We start from the raw sequence: 13800 nt of genomic DNA on the forward strand, positions 1-13800 counted from the left end.
TACGTAAAACATCGGTAAAGTATACCCCGGCGGGGAAGGCGCGCTCAGGCGGAGCCCCGCACCTTCAGCTCCGTGGGCACCACGGTGACCCGGGGGATGTCCTCCTCCCCGTCCAGCAGGGCTTTCAGCCGCTCCATGCACAGCTCTCCCATCCGGCGGCAGTCGATATGCACAGAGGTCAGGGCCGGCTCCAGCATGGTGCAGATGGAGGAATCGTCGAAGCCCACCACCGCCAGATCCTCCGGCAGCCGCAGGCCCATCCGCCGGGCCGCCTTGATGGCCCCGGCTGCAATGACATCGTTGGCCCCCAAAATGGCCGTGGGCCGGTCCGGCAGGGCCAGCAGCTCCGCCGCCGCCTGGGCGGCCTGCTCCACATCGGGGTTGCACATCTTCACGCCGGAGGCATCAACCCGCAGGCCATGCTCCGCCATGACTTCCAAAAAGGCGTTGTACCGCGCGCCGGCCACATAGGGCTGCAGCCGTCCGGCCAGCATAGCGATCCGGCGGTGGCCCCTGCTCAGCAGATAGGTCACAGCCTGGCGGACGCCCTCCCGCTCGTCAGAAATCACGCAGGGCAGCTCCAGGCCCGCCAGCCGGTGGTTCACCAGCACCACCGCCACCTTCTGGCTCTGCAGCTCCGTCACCAGCTCCGCCGGGGCGTTGCCCCCCAGGATGACCCCCTCGATCTGCTTGCTCTGGGCCGTGCCCACGGTGACCCGCCAGTCCTCCGCGTTGGAGATCAACAACTGATAGTCTGAGCGATAGGCCTTCCCCATGATGCCCTCGCAGATGGCGGCATAAAACTCGTCCAGCAGCGTCGCGTCCTTTTTGCAGATCAGGTAGGCGATCTTGTCGGTCCGCTGCCGGGCCATGGCCCGGGCGATGGCGTTAGGAGAATACCGCAGCACCTCCGCCGCCTCGTAGACCTTCCGGCGGGTCCCCTCCCGCACCTGCTCCGGGTTGGAAAAGGCCCGGGAGACCGTGGCCGTGGAGACGCCCGAAAGCCTGGAAACGTCATAAATCGTGGGATTTTCCAAGAAAAACGCCTCCTTTTCCCAATATGTAAGCACTTACATTTTCATGTAAAAGAAAACACATATTCCGTTGAATACGCTCAAATCTCTGTTTTCTGTCTTTAACTTACCACCATTTTCACAAAAGCGCAACCCTTGAATTGCATTTTTGTATAAAACATGCTGATTGCAACAGTTTTATTTGTCTATTGTGCTTAATTTATGAAACCGCTTACATTTTGACGCTTGTGCTGCTGCACTTTGTCGCCCCCTACCGCTGGACAGGAAAGAATTGGTGTTTTCCTGCATCTGCGGCGTGGCGAAGAGCATTCTCCCCTCCCCGCCGCAGAAAAACCGGACGGGAAAATTTCCCGTCCGGCTCAGTTTTCCGAAAAACGTTTTTTAAAAAGGAGCTGTGCATTGCAGCGGGAAAGCCTGGGACCGCAAGCCGGTTCACCGCTTACGCCTCCGCCTCCCGGAGCCGCTCCACGATGGTGGACCGGGCGATGACCCGGTACACCAACAGCGGCACCACGGCCCCCAGGACCAGGAACACCGGCAGCACCAGCAGCACCGGCAGGACGGTGAACCGGTAGGTGAAAAACCAGAACAGATTGCCGACCACGCTCCCCGTCAACGGCCCCAGCAAAAGGCTCAGGACCAGGGAGAGGGCCATGGCCAGGAGGGTATAGTACAGTCCCTCGTACACCAGCATGGTTTTCAGCTGCTTCCCCGTCATGCCCACGGACTGGAGGACGGCCAGTTCCCGCTTCCGGGTCAGGATGCCTGTCAGCACGGCGTTGACGAAGTTCAGGACCCCCACCAGGCCGATGATGAAGCTCAGCACGCCGCCCAGGGTCAGGAACATCCCCCGGAAGCCCTCGAACTCGTCCACGTAGGTCTGCCTGCTCTCGTAGCCGTAGAGGGGCTGGACGGTCTCGGTGTAGTCCGCCAGGAAGCCCTCCATGGCATTGTTGGATACCTCGGTGGTGTTGAAGGGGTAGATCATAATGAGATCTGTGCCGGTGTCCTGCTTGAACCGCTCCGCCCCCAGGATATAGTCGTCTGCCCCTGTGACCCCATACCGGAAAGACAGGGCGCTGGGTACCGTCACCAGGGCGCAGACGGTGTAGTTCTTCTCCTCATAGACCTTGGGGCAACGATAGAAGGTGTCAGTCTCATCCCGGCTGAACCGGGCGCCCACCTCCTCGCTGGAAAGCTCTTCTCCCGTTTCCCGGTCCAGATACATCCACTCGGACACGTAGCGCAAGGTCACGGTGTCTCCGATCCTGGCCCAGGCGGTGTTGGGGCGCAGGTTTCCGTAGTCGTCCACGCCGCCCACGGCAGCGATGGCGTTTTGCGTGGGGTCCTTCAGCGGCTCCAAATCCCCCTCGATGACGGTCAGCTTGCTCAGGGGGAAGGCCTCCATGCCGTAGAGCAGGGCGTCCGCCACTACCCGCCCGTCGGGCAGGTGCTCGGCGTAATCCACCTGGCTCTGGGCGGCCTCGTCGCCGAATCCCATCCACGCCTGCTTCAGCCAGTCCTGGGCGACGAACTGCTGGACGTTCCAGGTCAGGGCGTACACCCGGCCCGATTCGGTAATGCCGCTCTGGGCGTCGATGTCGGCGATGACCTCCTCCGGGACGGCGTTGTCGGCGGAACGGAAGTTGCCGCTGCCCGCCACAAACTGGTCGGCGTGGCCCAGGATGAAGTCGGTGCACACGAAATTGGACAGATACTTGTCCATATCGAAACCGTTGGTGAAGGTCCAGGTCAGTGTCATCAGCACCACCGCCAACGTCAGGGACACCACGGTCACAACGGTTTTGCTTTTGCTGCGGCCCAGGTTGGCCCAGGCCATCCGGGGCAATGACGCACCCTCCGCCGCCTTTTTCACAGCCCGCTTTCCGGCGGCCTTCTTTTTGCTTGATGCCTGGCCGCCCTCGGTGTAGCGGAGGGCCTCCACCGGAGAGACCTTGGCGGCCATCCGGCCGGGACGGCGGCAGGACAGGAACACCGTCCCCAGGGAGAACGCCGCCGCGCCCAGGAAGATCCAGGGGTTGAAGGAGACAAAGGCCCGCTTATAGCTGAGGCGGGCCATGATGACAGGCGTCAGGCCGTTGCCGATCACAAAGCCCAGCAGCAGCCCGAGGGGGATACCGATGCAGCTCAGCAGCAGGGCCTGCTGGCGGATGATCCGTTTCAGCTGCCGCCCTGTGGTACCGACGGTTTTCAGCAGACCGTAGAACCGGATGTCGTTGGTGACAGAGATCTGGAACACGTTGTAGATGATCAGATATCCGGTGAAGACGATCAGCAGCAGGAGCGCAATCACGGTGACAGCCGTCTGGACGTCAAAGCCGCTGGTGATCCGGGAACCGGTGTGGGCCCAGCTGACGCCGATCTTCAGGTAGTTCTCCTTGCCGGGTTCCTCATTTTGGTAGCCGTGGTTTTCCAGCACGGTCTCCAGGTTCTCCCGGATGTGCAGTGCGTTTTTGAAATTCACGTCCAGGGTCCACTTGCCGGTCATGGTGGGCACGTCTGCCTCCGACAGGGCCACAAGCTTCTTCGCGGCGGACTGGGGCAGGAGGACATGGTTGGCCACCACGGCATTGTCATACTCCCACCAGCCGGACAGGGTAAACGTGCGCTCCACGACTTTTCCATCGCCCACATCGCAGTCGATGGTGATGGGCAGGGCTATTTTCGCCCCCACCTCCGGCTCCACTCCCAGCAGGGCCAGGATGTGGGTGTCGGTGGCCATCTCGTCGGTGCCCTCCCGGGGCAGGGTCCCCTCCACGACGTCGCAGAAGAAGTGGGGCGCGCCGTGGGGCTCGATGTAGCTGACCTCCACGTGGGACTTGTTGAAGGGCGGCTCCGTGAGCATCCCCACAAACAGCCTGGCCCAGGAATCCACAACCAGGGGGTCACTGCGAAATTCTTCCGCCTGCTCCCAGGTGACTTCCTTGATGGCCCCGTGGCCGTCGCCGCCCATCTGGCGGAAGTTCTCCTGCTGGTAGGAGTAGTTGATGGAGGCGGCGATGGTGAAGAGGGACGTAAACAGAACCGTCGTCAAAGCGATGGCCAGCACCGCGACGATGTTCCGGGTCCGGGCCGCCCCCATGGAGCGGAAGCCCAGGCGCCGGACGCATTTGCCGTTGGATACCTTCAGCATGGCCCTCACCCCCGGACCACGATCCGGCCGTCCTCGATGCGGATGATCCGGTCGGCCATCTGGGCGATCTCCTCGTTGTGGGTTATCATCACGATGGTCTGGACGAATTTCTGGCTGGTGATCTTCAGCAGGCTCATGACATCCTGGCTGGTCTTGCTGTCCAGGTTCCCGGTGGGCTCGTCCGCCAGGATGATGGCGGGCTTTGCCGCCAGCGCCCGGGCGATAGCGACCCGCTGCTGCTGGCCCCCGGAGAGGTTGTTTGGCAGGTTCTGGAGCTTGGATTCCAGGCCCAGCGTCTCAATGATCTGGTCCACGTGGGCCTTGTCCACGCTGCCGCCGTCCAGCTGGATGGGCAGCATGATGTTTTCGTACACGTTCAGCACCGGGACCAGGTTGTAGTTCTGGAACACGAAGCCGATCTTCCGGCGGCGGAAGATGGTCAGCTCCTCGTCCTTCAATGAGAAGATGTCCTTCCCGTCCACCGTCACGGTGCCTCCGGTGGGACGGTCCAGCCCGCCCAGCATGTGGAGCAGGGTGGACTTCCCGGACCCGGAGGTGCCCACGACGGCAACGAACTCGCCCTTCTCCACCGTCAGATCCACACCGTCCAGCGCCCGGACCTCCGTATCCCCGGAGCCGTAGGTTTTCCGCAGGTCCTTGGTTTCCAAAATGGTCATGTTTCAATACCTCCACAGGGAAAAGTCTGTACTGCCTTTCGGCAATACAGACTGTACCATACGAATCTTTCCACAATCTTTCTGAAATCTAACAGTGTTGAAAGATTTCAGCGGAGCAGGGCCTCCATGTAACGGTCCACCGGGGAAAAATCCATCTCCCGGTTCTCCGACAGATACGCCTGATAAAACTCTCCGGCCCTGGGAAGATCCCCCAGCTTGACCATGCAGTAGCATTCCAGAAGGTCGTAGGCCTTTCGCCATAAAATCGGAGCGATGGGCATCATGGGTGACAGCTCCGAAAAGTCCTTGCCGGCAATCGCGTCATACGACCCCCAGAGATCCAGCCAGCGCTCCACCGCCGGGAGGCTGGCGGCAATTTCCTGAACCGTGTTTGGATCATGGATCGGGGCGAGCGACTTCCTGAACATCTCAGTTGGCGCGATCTCCTCAAGCCTCCGCCGTATGACGCACTCGTGTTCCCGCGGTCTCTCAAGGAACTCCAGCCTTCCAGGAACCAGGGACGGCAGGCCCACCGGATGGAGCCCCATGTTGATAAAGAAATAGTCCCCATAGGCGCCGTGCTGAAAATGGATCAGCTTGTAAAAGCCATCCTCGATCTTCCAAAAGGAGCTTCGCGTTTTCCTGTAGCCATACTGGGCGATCTCGCCCCTTACCGCGTTGAGCAAGTCTTTCATTTCTGTTCCTTTCCCCATACAAAAAAGGCTTTCCCTGCGCCGCTTGACCGCGCCCCGACGTTAGCCCCTCGGCAGGTACAACGAGAACTTCGCACCCTTCCCCGGCTTGGAAAATACTTTGAGATACCCGCCCTGGCCCTCGGCGATCTGCCGGGCCAGGTACAGCCCGATGCCTACCCCCGGCTCCTGGGCCACGGCGGCGGAGCGGTAGAACCGCCGGAACACCCTGGCCTGCTCCTCCTCCGGGATGCCGGGGCCGGTGTCAGTGACGTTGATCCGGCAGAACAGCTCGTAGGAGACGGCTTCCACCGTAACGCTTCCCCCGGCGGGGGTGTACTTCACCGCGTTATCCAGCAGGCAGCACACCGCCTCCCCCGTCCACTTGGCGTCGAACACCGCCGACGCGTCCGTGGGGCGGATGGTCAGCGTAATCCCCTTCTCCGCCGCCCTGGTGGCAAACTGGGTCACAGCCTCCTTCAGCATAGGGGCCAGGGGGCCTTCCGCGGGATGCAGGGCCAGCACGCCGGTCTCCAGCCGGGAGGTCTTGACCAGCGCTTCAATAAGGGCGCGGAGCTTTTCCGTTTGATCTTCCAGGGCTGTGACACAGGTGCGGCTCTCCTTCGGCAGGGCCTGCTCCTCCAATAGCTGGGCGTACAGCAGGATGTTGGCGATGGGCGTTTTCGTCTGGTGGGAGATATCGGCGATCAGCGTCTTGATCTTGTCCTTTTCTTCCGCCACGTTTTTGGCGGAGATGGCAGAGGCGGAGAGATAGTGGGCCAGCTTGGTCTCCACCGCCGACAGGCGGCTCTCGTCAAACCGGGATTCTTTGAACTCCCCCCGGATGGCCTCGTCCAGCATCCGTTCCAATCCCCTCAGCGTCCGCCGCAGCCGCCAGCGGTCCCAGAACATCACGAGCAGCGCCGCCAGGACCGCGGCGGTCAGCACGATATATCCTGTTTTCGTCATGTCACTTCACCGCCCAGGTGTAACCGATGCCGTACACCGTCTTCAGATACTGGGGCTTGGAGGGGGTGTCCTCCAGCTTGTCCCGCAGCCGCTTCACCGTGACGGACAGCGCGTTCTCGTCCACGTACTCCGCCCCATCGGACCAGACCCGGTCCAGCAGCGTCTCCCGGGGCAGCGTCGTTCCCCGGTTTTCCACCAGAACCCGCAGCAGCCTCTGCTCCGTCTTGCTCAGCTCCACCGGGACGCCGTGCTTCCGGAACTCCATCCGGTCAAAGTCAAAGGAAAAGCCCGCCAGCTCCAGCGCGCCCGCCTGGGGCAACGTGCCCCGCCGCAGCTGGGCGTTGACCCTGGCCCGCAGGACGGCCAGCGAGAAGGGCTTGGTGATGTAATCGTCCGCGCCGGACTCCAGACCCACTACGATATCCGTCTCCATGTCGTTGGCAGTCAGCAGGATGACAGGCACGGCACTGGTCCGCCGGATCTGGCGCAGCAGGTCCAGCCCGCTGCCGTCCGGCAGATTGACGTCCAGGATCAGCAGGTCAAAATCCCCCGCCTCCAGCGCCTGCCGCCCTTGGAGCAGATTTTCACAGCGGGTCACAGCGGCGCTCCCGCTGTCCAGCGCCAGACAGATCCCCCGGCCCAGCGCCCCGTCATCCTCCAGCAGCAAGATCTTTTTCATGCGGCGTCCCCTCCTTTTTTGTCAATATACCACAGTCCGGCGGACAAGGTGTGAAAATTTCTTTAAGAACCCGTATCAACAAGCGAAGGATGCCGGATGGGCGAGGGATTTTTTCCACCAATGAAGGCGTTTCAGCGCAGGAATACTTCGTGTATTTCAAAAAGAAACAACGCGGAGCGGCGGGGAAATGCCCGCCCAGACAGTGTGCAGCGTCTATCGATACCGGCGCTAAGCCCGCTGACGCCTCCGGAACGCCGTTCTGTTCTGTATGATCCCGGTATCCTACACTGCACGCACTGCAAAATCTCCGTCTCTCAACATGCCGGAAAAGGTGCTGCGCAAATGGCTGTCAAGCTGACCGCGTTGGAATACGCACCACTGAGAAAACGGCCTCTCCCCAATTGGGAGAGGCCGTTTTTTGATTTGGATCTGCAGGTGCCGTCGCTTGGCTGCCGGCAAGGGCCGCCCCCCGTTTACGGGGCTTCATCCCCATGCGTCCTGTGGGGAACTGGCTGTCCGGTTCAATCGTCCAAATATCTCTTCAGGACCCGGACGACCTCCTTAATGTCAATGGGCTTTGCCACATGAGCGTTCATGCCGTGCTCCAAGCACCGCTGGATATCCTCGGAATAAGCGTCCGCCGTCATGGCTACGATGGGCAGGCCGGCGTCGGGCCGGTCCAGCGCCCGGATGGCGTCGGCCGCCTCGTAACCGTTCATCACCGGCATGCGGATATCCATCAGAATGGCGTCGTAATAGCCTGACGGAGACTGCTGGAACATATCCAGACAGATCTGGCCGTTCTCTGCCCACTCCAGCTCCAGCCCCATGCTTCCCAGCAGTTCGCGGGAGATCTCCCAGTTCAGTTCATTGTCCTCCGCCACCAGCAGCCGCTTGTTGGAGAACTCCGGCTCAGCGGCCTTCTTCTTTATCTCCTGCGGCTCGATCTCGCCGGCATAGGGCTTCAGGCCGTAATACAGGGTCGAGCGGAACAGGGGCTTCATCAGGAAGCCGCTGATACCCGCCGCGCGGGCCTCCTCTTCGATCTCGCTCCAATCGTAGGCCGATATCAGCAGGATGGGCACGTCATCTCCCAGCTGCCGCCGCAGCTCCCGAGCGGTCTCGATGCCGTCCATCTCAGGCAGCTTCCAGTCCAGCAGGATAACGTGATAATCATTATGGATCTTGTGGTGCTGGGTCACCATCTTCACGGCGCTCTCGCCGTCCAGGGTCCATTCCGCCCGAATGCCGATAGAGCGCAGCGAGGCTGTGGTGCTCTCGCACAGCTGCTGGTCGTCATCCACCACCAGCATGGTCCAGTCGGGCAGGATCATATCCTCTTCCCGTTCCTCAGCCCGCTCCAGATCCAAAACCACCTGGAACTCGGTGCCTTTGCCCTGCTGGCTGGCCACAGTGATCTCACCGCCCATGGCGTCCACGATGTACTTGGTGATGGCCATGCCCAGACCGGTGCCCTCGATCTTATGGACCCGCTTGCTGTCCTCCCGGGTAAAGGACTCGAAGATGTGCTCCCGGAACTCCTCGGACATGCCGATGCCGGTGTCCTTCACATGGATGCGGATGCGGACGTGATCTTCCCCCTTGGGCGATGTTTCCTCATGCAGGGCCACCTCGATAGCGCCGCCCTCGGGCGTAAACTTGATGGCGTTGGACAGCAGGTTCAGCAGGATCTGGTTCAGCCGCACACTGTCGCAGTGCACATTCTCCGACATGATGTTATAGATGGAGATGTTGAAGTTCTGGCGCTTGGCCTTGATCTGAGGCTGAACGATGCTGACGATACTATCCATGACCTCCCGCAGGGAGACCAGCTCCACATTCAGGGTCATCTTTCCGCTCTCGATCTTGGACATGTCCAGCACATCGTTGATGAGACCCAGCAGATGCTTGCTGGACAGAGCGATCTTCCTCAAACACCTGCCCACCTGCTGGGAGTCATCGACGTGGGCCGTGGCAATGGCTGTCATGCCCACGATGGCGTTCATGGGCGTGCGGATATCGTGGCTCATGTTGGAGAGGAATTCGCTCTTAGACCGGCTTGCCTGCTCTGCCGTTCGCCGGGCCTCCTCCAGCTCCGCCATCTGTTCCCTGTTCATGCGGAAATATTCCAAGAACACCGCCAGCAGCACCAGCAGGATCACCGTGCAGCCTCCCAGTGCTGCCAGAAGAGACCGGCTCCCCAAAGTCTCCACCGATTCGTTCAGTGCACCGTAGGGCATGAGTGTGATCAGATACCAAACGGAGTTGGGCAGAGGAGATGCGTACATATGACGGCGCTCGCCCTCAAACTGGATCATGGTGGAATAATCGTTTCCTGCGGCCATAGCCGCTTTCAGCTCCTTGATGTACTCCTCGTTGGTCCTGCCGTCCACCTCATCGTAAACGGCCTGGACACGCTCGAAATAATTGTCCCGGACCGCGTCGGAATTGCGAACCACAAAATCGCCGTCCTTGCGGATGACAAAAGAGTAGATCAGAGAATCCTCTTCCTCCAGGGAAAGCGTTTCCGCGATATAGCTGATGGGCAGCTCACCTACCAAGGCGATGCAGTCCTCCAAGCCCGGGACCTGGATGCTGGCAGGTACGCAGATCAAAGAAACCCGCTCTCCGGTGCCGTTAAGCCCCACAGCAATCCGATCCTCGCCGCTTTCCATGACCCGCAGGAAGGCTTCCGGACTGGAGTTCTCCAACTGGCTGCCATAGATCATCTCCATGCTGCCGTCTTTATAGCAATAGGCCATGGATGCATATCCCCTAGCCTCCCCGTTATAAGCGAGCCACTCCCGCAGCGCATCCTTACCGCCGCGGTACGCCGGCGGAATATCCTCGGTCAGGGCCCTCATCTGGCTCAGGCGGTGATCGGTGATAGAGCCGAAGTGCATGGAGATCCGGTTGTTCATGCTGGACATATAGATATTGCCCAGCTGCGTGATGGTCTGCTCGTTCTGCCGGTTCAGATAGATCGCCAGCGCCGCGAAAACCGCGATACAGACGACACAGACAGCGGCCAGGCTGCCGATCAGGAAATGTTTGATCTTGTTCTGCATATTACTCTCCCTCACATTCCTCTTGAAAGGTCCGGATCGCCGCCGTCACGGCGAGGTGGTCGGCCCGCACCTGCTCCAGCAGCGTGTCCGCCTCCGGCGTCCAGCCGTGGTGCAGCGCGTCGGACAGGCGGCTGCTGGACTTCCCCAGCCGGGTGAAGCGCAGATTCTGGCACACGCCCTTGATCGTATGGGCCGCCCGAAACGCCTCTTCATAATTTTTCTCCGCCATGGAGGTCCGGAGCAGGCCGCAGCTCTTGTCCTCCAGGAATTTCAGCATGAATTTCCGCGCCAGCCGGCCGCAGCGCCAGCATCAATTCAACCCAAGTATAGTATAGATACCAGCCTTTTTCAAGAGGACTCCGCCACAAAAGCTGTTTTTACAGTGCTTCCGGCTGCTTTTTGCCATCTGCTCCGCCCAAGCCTCATCTGCCCAGCTTCGCCACGATCTCCCGGGCCTTGACCACCTCCCGGACGTGGCTCTCCACCGTAGTGCAGCAGCCACCTACAGCGCTGGCGCCGGCCCGGATGTAACGGCGGGCATAATCGCCAAAGGTCACGCCGTCCCTCTGGCCATGCCAGGTCTTGGTCACAGGGTCATAGACCTCGCCGCTGTTGGGATAAACGGCGATGGGCAGGCCGGTTGCCGTTTTCAGTTCTCCGATCAGCCTCTCCACCAGTTGGGGCGCCGTGCAGTTGACGCCGATCATCCGCAGATGGGGATACCGCTCCGCCGCCAGCGCCTTAGCGCAGTCCGCGAGAAGGTCTCCCTCGCAGATATGCCGCCCGTCCTTGCAGACAAAGCTGATCCAGTAATCTGCCCCCAGCGACTCGGCGATCCCTGCGGCGATCATGGCCTCTTTCAAGGATGGCTGGGTCTCGATCAGCAGCAGGTCCGCGCCGGCATTCCACAGCAGCTCCATCCGCCGCCGGTGGAACTCCTTCAGCGCCTGGTCGGAGATCCCGTAATTTCCCCGGTACTCAGAGCCGTCCGCCAGATAAGCTCCATAGGGGCCGACGCCCGCCAGACACAGGGGATAGGCCCGTCCGGCGGCCCGCCCCTCATCGGCCCACCAGGTCTCCCGGGCCTCCAGCATCAGTTCCACAGAGCGGACGATCATCCGTTCCGCTTCTTCACAGGAGCAGCCCTTATTCATCAGGCCGGGGATCGTGGCCTGATAGCTGCATGTGATGCCGCAGTCGGCTCCCGCCCGGAAATAGCGCAGGTGTACCTCCCGCACCAGCTCCGGCTGCTCCGCCAAAGCCTTGGCGGTCCACAGGCTGTCCCGCAGGTCACAGCCCAACTGCTCCAGCAGCGTGGACATAGACCCGTCGATCACCAGAACACCGGTTTTCTTCAATGTCTCCTGTAATGATACCCGCATGTCAAATCTCCTTTGCTTTTTCATCCACCGTGCCGTAGACCACCGGCTCCGGCTCCTCGCCCCGCTCCTGGGCCGGTATGAAGCGCTCCCAGAAATCCCGTACCAGGCGGAAGATCTCCTTCTGCTTGCTGTAAATAAAGATGAGCGTAATGATGATGTAAATGGCGGAAAGGATGTCCGTCATGGCCCACAGGGAGTCGGCCTCAATGTTGTAGAACAGCACACAGGGCAGCATGTAATACACCATATATACCCATGTGGCCTTCCGGTTGAGCCGGGTATCGCCAAACACATAGTTGACGGACTTCTCACAGCTGTAATACATGCCGATGATGGTGGTCCACACCAAAAACGCCAGAGCCACTGCCATGAACCAGCCGCCGAACTTTCCGTACGCCACCTTGAATGCCACGGTGGTCAGCTGCGCGCTGTCCACGCCGGGATAATCCACATACACATTGGTCAGGATCAGGGACAGCGCGGTGACGGAGCAAACTACGATAGTGTCCAGAAACACCTCGCCCCAGCCCCAGGACGCCTGCCGGACGGGATGGTCCGTCTTGGCGGAGGCGTGGGCCACGATGCCGTAGCCGGTGCCTGCGTCGTTGGAATACATGCCCCGGGCCACGCCATAGCGGATGGCATCCCGCACGGTGGCCCCGGCAAAACCGCCGATGCCCGCCATGGGAGTAAAGGCACTTTTGAAGATCAACGCGAAGGCAGCCGGCACGGCGGACAGGTTCATCAGCATGATGCCCAAGCCCCCCGCCACATACAGCAGCGCCATAAAGGGAACCACCTTTTCCATAATGGCGGAGATCCGCTTCAAGCCGCCGGCGATGGTGATAAAGCAGGTGATGCCCAGCACGCTGACGGACACCAGCGGGTCGATGCCGAAGCCCTCCTGCAGCGCGCCGGTAAAGGATTCCGTCTGTACACAGCAGGTCCAGGGTCCCAGCAGGCAGCAGGCCACGCCCAGTACCATGGCCCCCTTTTTCCATCCCAGAGCGTTTTTCATCACGAAGGAACGGTCGCAGAGGTACTCGTCAATGGACTCGCTGTACTTCACCCGGTAGCGCTGGCCCAAAATGATCTCACACGCCTTGGTGGACATGCCCAGCAGAGCCGTGACCCACATCCAGAACACCGCGCCGGGGCCGCCGGAGACGATGGCGGTAGCCACGCCGCCGATATTGCCCACGCCGATGGTGTTGGCCATGGCCGTGCAGGCCGCCGCAAAGCCGGAGACCGTGCCGGTGCCCTCGTCCTTCTTGAACATCTTCCCGAAGGTATTTTTAAAGTTGAAGCCGATCTTGCGGAAGTTGTAGCGGAAGCCGAACCGGATGCTGAGATAGAGTCCTGTGCCTACCACCGCCACGGTCATTGGCGTCCCCCACAAAAAATTGGATATCGCATTGAGAATTTCCAGAAACATATGTGTTCCTCCTTTTCTTTCGCGTGAAAGCCACACGCCGCTTTCACCCTGCATACCATACCACAGCCGCGGTGCTTTGTCAATTTACATTGATAAAGGGCGGTGCAACTTTTCCCCGTTCACGCCAGAAAAGTTTTTTGAGTTTTTTCCGAAATGTCAAGACAAAATTACAAAAAGTCTTAAAAAATTTTTATAAGCGGCGAAAAAGACAGGGGCGGCCAGGCGGCTGCCCCCGTTTTTGTGCTGTCCCGCTCCGGGTGTGGCCAAAAAACGGCGCAGAAAACCGGGCCGGCCTCCGGGTGCGGCTCCGGCCTCTCCCCGTGGCCTGTTCTCCATGGTCAGGCCGCCACGGTGGTGTATTCGTCAAAAAGCATTTGCGGGGTTTTCCAGCCCAGGATCCGGCGCGGGTAGTTCGCCAGCCACGCCTCCGCCTCCGCCACCTCTGACGCGGATATAAGATCAAAGTTTGTCCCCTTTGGGAAAAACCGTCTAATAATCCGGTTCATGTTCTCATTGGATCCTCTTTCATAGGCGGAATATGGATGGCAGTAATATACCTTTGTGCGCGGCCTCCGCGCCCGCTTGGATTTCTCCATTCCCCGGCAGTCCTGAAACTCGCAGCCATTATCCACTGTTATGGTCTGGAATATGTCCCGGAACTTTGCCCCCAGGCGGCGCTCCAGACGGTCCAGGACCCGGACCACGCTTTC

The 13800-nt window shown here is 60.4% G+C and carries 11 protein-coding genes; all 11 read right to left on the bottom strand.

Annotated features, from left to right (window positions below; all coding sequences use genetic code 11):
- Positions 1-44 precede the first annotated feature (44 nt).
- Positions 45-1037 carry a LacI family DNA-binding transcriptional regulator gene (locus tag Q0Z69_RS06955; protein WP_298031285.1) on the bottom strand — a complete coding sequence of 331 codons (993 nt, stop codon included), beginning with the start codon at positions 1035-1037 and terminating at the stop codon, positions 45-47.
- A 436-nt stretch (positions 1038-1473) separates the two neighbouring features.
- Positions 1474-4188 (bottom strand): ABC transporter permease, encoded by a 2715-nt coding sequence (locus Q0Z69_RS06960; protein WP_298031288.1) that lies wholly within the window; start codon positions 4186-4188, stop codon positions 1474-1476.
- Positions 4189-4193: 5 nt separating this feature from the next.
- Positions 4194-4865 carry an ABC transporter ATP-binding protein gene (locus Q0Z69_RS06965; protein ID WP_298031291.1) on the bottom strand — a complete coding sequence of 224 codons (672 nt, stop codon included), beginning with the start codon at positions 4863-4865 and terminating at the stop codon, positions 4194-4196.
- A gap of 107 nt (positions 4866-4972) precedes the next feature.
- Positions 4973-5560, bottom strand: coding sequence for a DUF4304 domain-containing protein (locus Q0Z69_RS06970; protein ID WP_298031294.1), 588 nt, complete (start codon positions 5558-5560; stop codon positions 4973-4975).
- Positions 5561-5620: 60 nt separating this feature from the next.
- The gene (locus Q0Z69_RS06975; protein WP_298031296.1) at positions 5621-6526 is read right to left on the bottom strand and encodes a sensor histidine kinase KdpD; all 906 of its coding nucleotides are present in this window, start codon (positions 6524-6526) and stop codon (positions 5621-5623) included.
- Position 6527: 1 nt separating this feature from the next.
- Positions 6528-7205, bottom strand: a complete 678-nt coding sequence (locus tag Q0Z69_RS06980) for a response regulator transcription factor (protein ID WP_298031299.1) — start codon at positions 7203-7205, stop codon at positions 6528-6530.
- A 521-nt stretch (positions 7206-7726) separates the two neighbouring features.
- Complete coding sequence (locus Q0Z69_RS06985; RefSeq protein WP_298031301.1) at positions 7727-10273, bottom strand: response regulator; 2547 nt, start codon at positions 10271-10273, stop codon at positions 7727-7729.
- Between the two features lies 1 nt (position 10274).
- The gene (locus Q0Z69_RS06990; protein WP_298031304.1) at positions 10275-10550 is read right to left on the bottom strand and encodes an Hpt domain-containing protein; all 276 of its coding nucleotides are present in this window, start codon (positions 10548-10550) and stop codon (positions 10275-10277) included.
- A gap of 145 nt (positions 10551-10695) precedes the next feature.
- The gene (gene mmuM / locus Q0Z69_RS06995; RefSeq protein WP_298031307.1) at positions 10696-11655 is read right to left on the bottom strand and encodes a homocysteine S-methyltransferase; all 960 of its coding nucleotides are present in this window, start codon (positions 11653-11655) and stop codon (positions 10696-10698) included.
- Position 11656: 1 nt separating this feature from the next.
- Complete coding sequence (locus Q0Z69_RS07000) at positions 11657-13090, bottom strand: sodium:alanine symporter family protein (RefSeq protein ID WP_298031308.1); 1434 nt, start codon at positions 13088-13090, stop codon at positions 11657-11659.
- Positions 13091-13428: 338 nt separating this feature from the next.
- On the bottom strand, positions 13429-13800 hold a 372-nt coding region (locus Q0Z69_RS07005; protein WP_298031310.1), incomplete at its 5' end, for an IS30 family transposase.

Source organism: uncultured Dysosmobacter sp. (genome assembly GCF_947631165.1).
Lineage (GTDB): Bacteria > Bacillota > Clostridia > Oscillospirales > Oscillospiraceae > Oscillibacter.

Excerpts from the sequence above, each read along its gene's own strand:
- Q0Z69_RS06960 (WP_298031288.1), bottom strand. The coding sequence starts at position 4,188 with ATGCTGAAGGTATCCAACGGCAAATGCGTCCGGCGCCTGGGCTTCCGC.
- Q0Z69_RS06970 (WP_298031294.1), bottom strand. The coding sequence starts at position 5,560 with ATGAAAGACTTGCTCAACGCGGTAAGGGGCGAGATCGCCCAGTATGGC.
- Q0Z69_RS07000 (WP_298031308.1), bottom strand. The coding sequence starts at position 13,090 with ATGTTTCTGGAAATTCTCAATGCGATATCCAATTTTTTGTGGGGGACG.
- Q0Z69_RS06980 (WP_298031299.1), bottom strand. The coding sequence starts at position 7,205 with ATGAAAAAGATCTTGCTGCTGGAGGATGACGGGGCGCTGGGCCGGGGG.
- Q0Z69_RS06975 (WP_298031296.1), bottom strand. The coding sequence starts at position 6,526 with ATGACGAAAACAGGATATATCGTGCTGACCGCCGCGGTCCTGGCGGCG.
- Q0Z69_RS06985 (WP_298031301.1), bottom strand. The coding sequence starts at position 10,273 with ATGCAGAACAAGATCAAACATTTCCTGATCGGCAGCCTGGCCGCTGTC.
- Q0Z69_RS06990 (WP_298031304.1), bottom strand. The coding sequence starts at position 10,550 with ATGCTGAAATTCCTGGAGGACAAGAGCTGCGGCCTGCTCCGGACCTCC.
- mmuM (WP_298031307.1), bottom strand. The coding sequence starts at position 11,655 with ATGCGGGTATCATTACAGGAGACATTGAAGAAAACCGGTGTTCTGGTG.
- Q0Z69_RS06965 (WP_298031291.1), bottom strand. The coding sequence starts at position 4,865 with ATGACCATTTTGGAAACCAAGGACCTGCGGAAAACCTACGGCTCCGGG.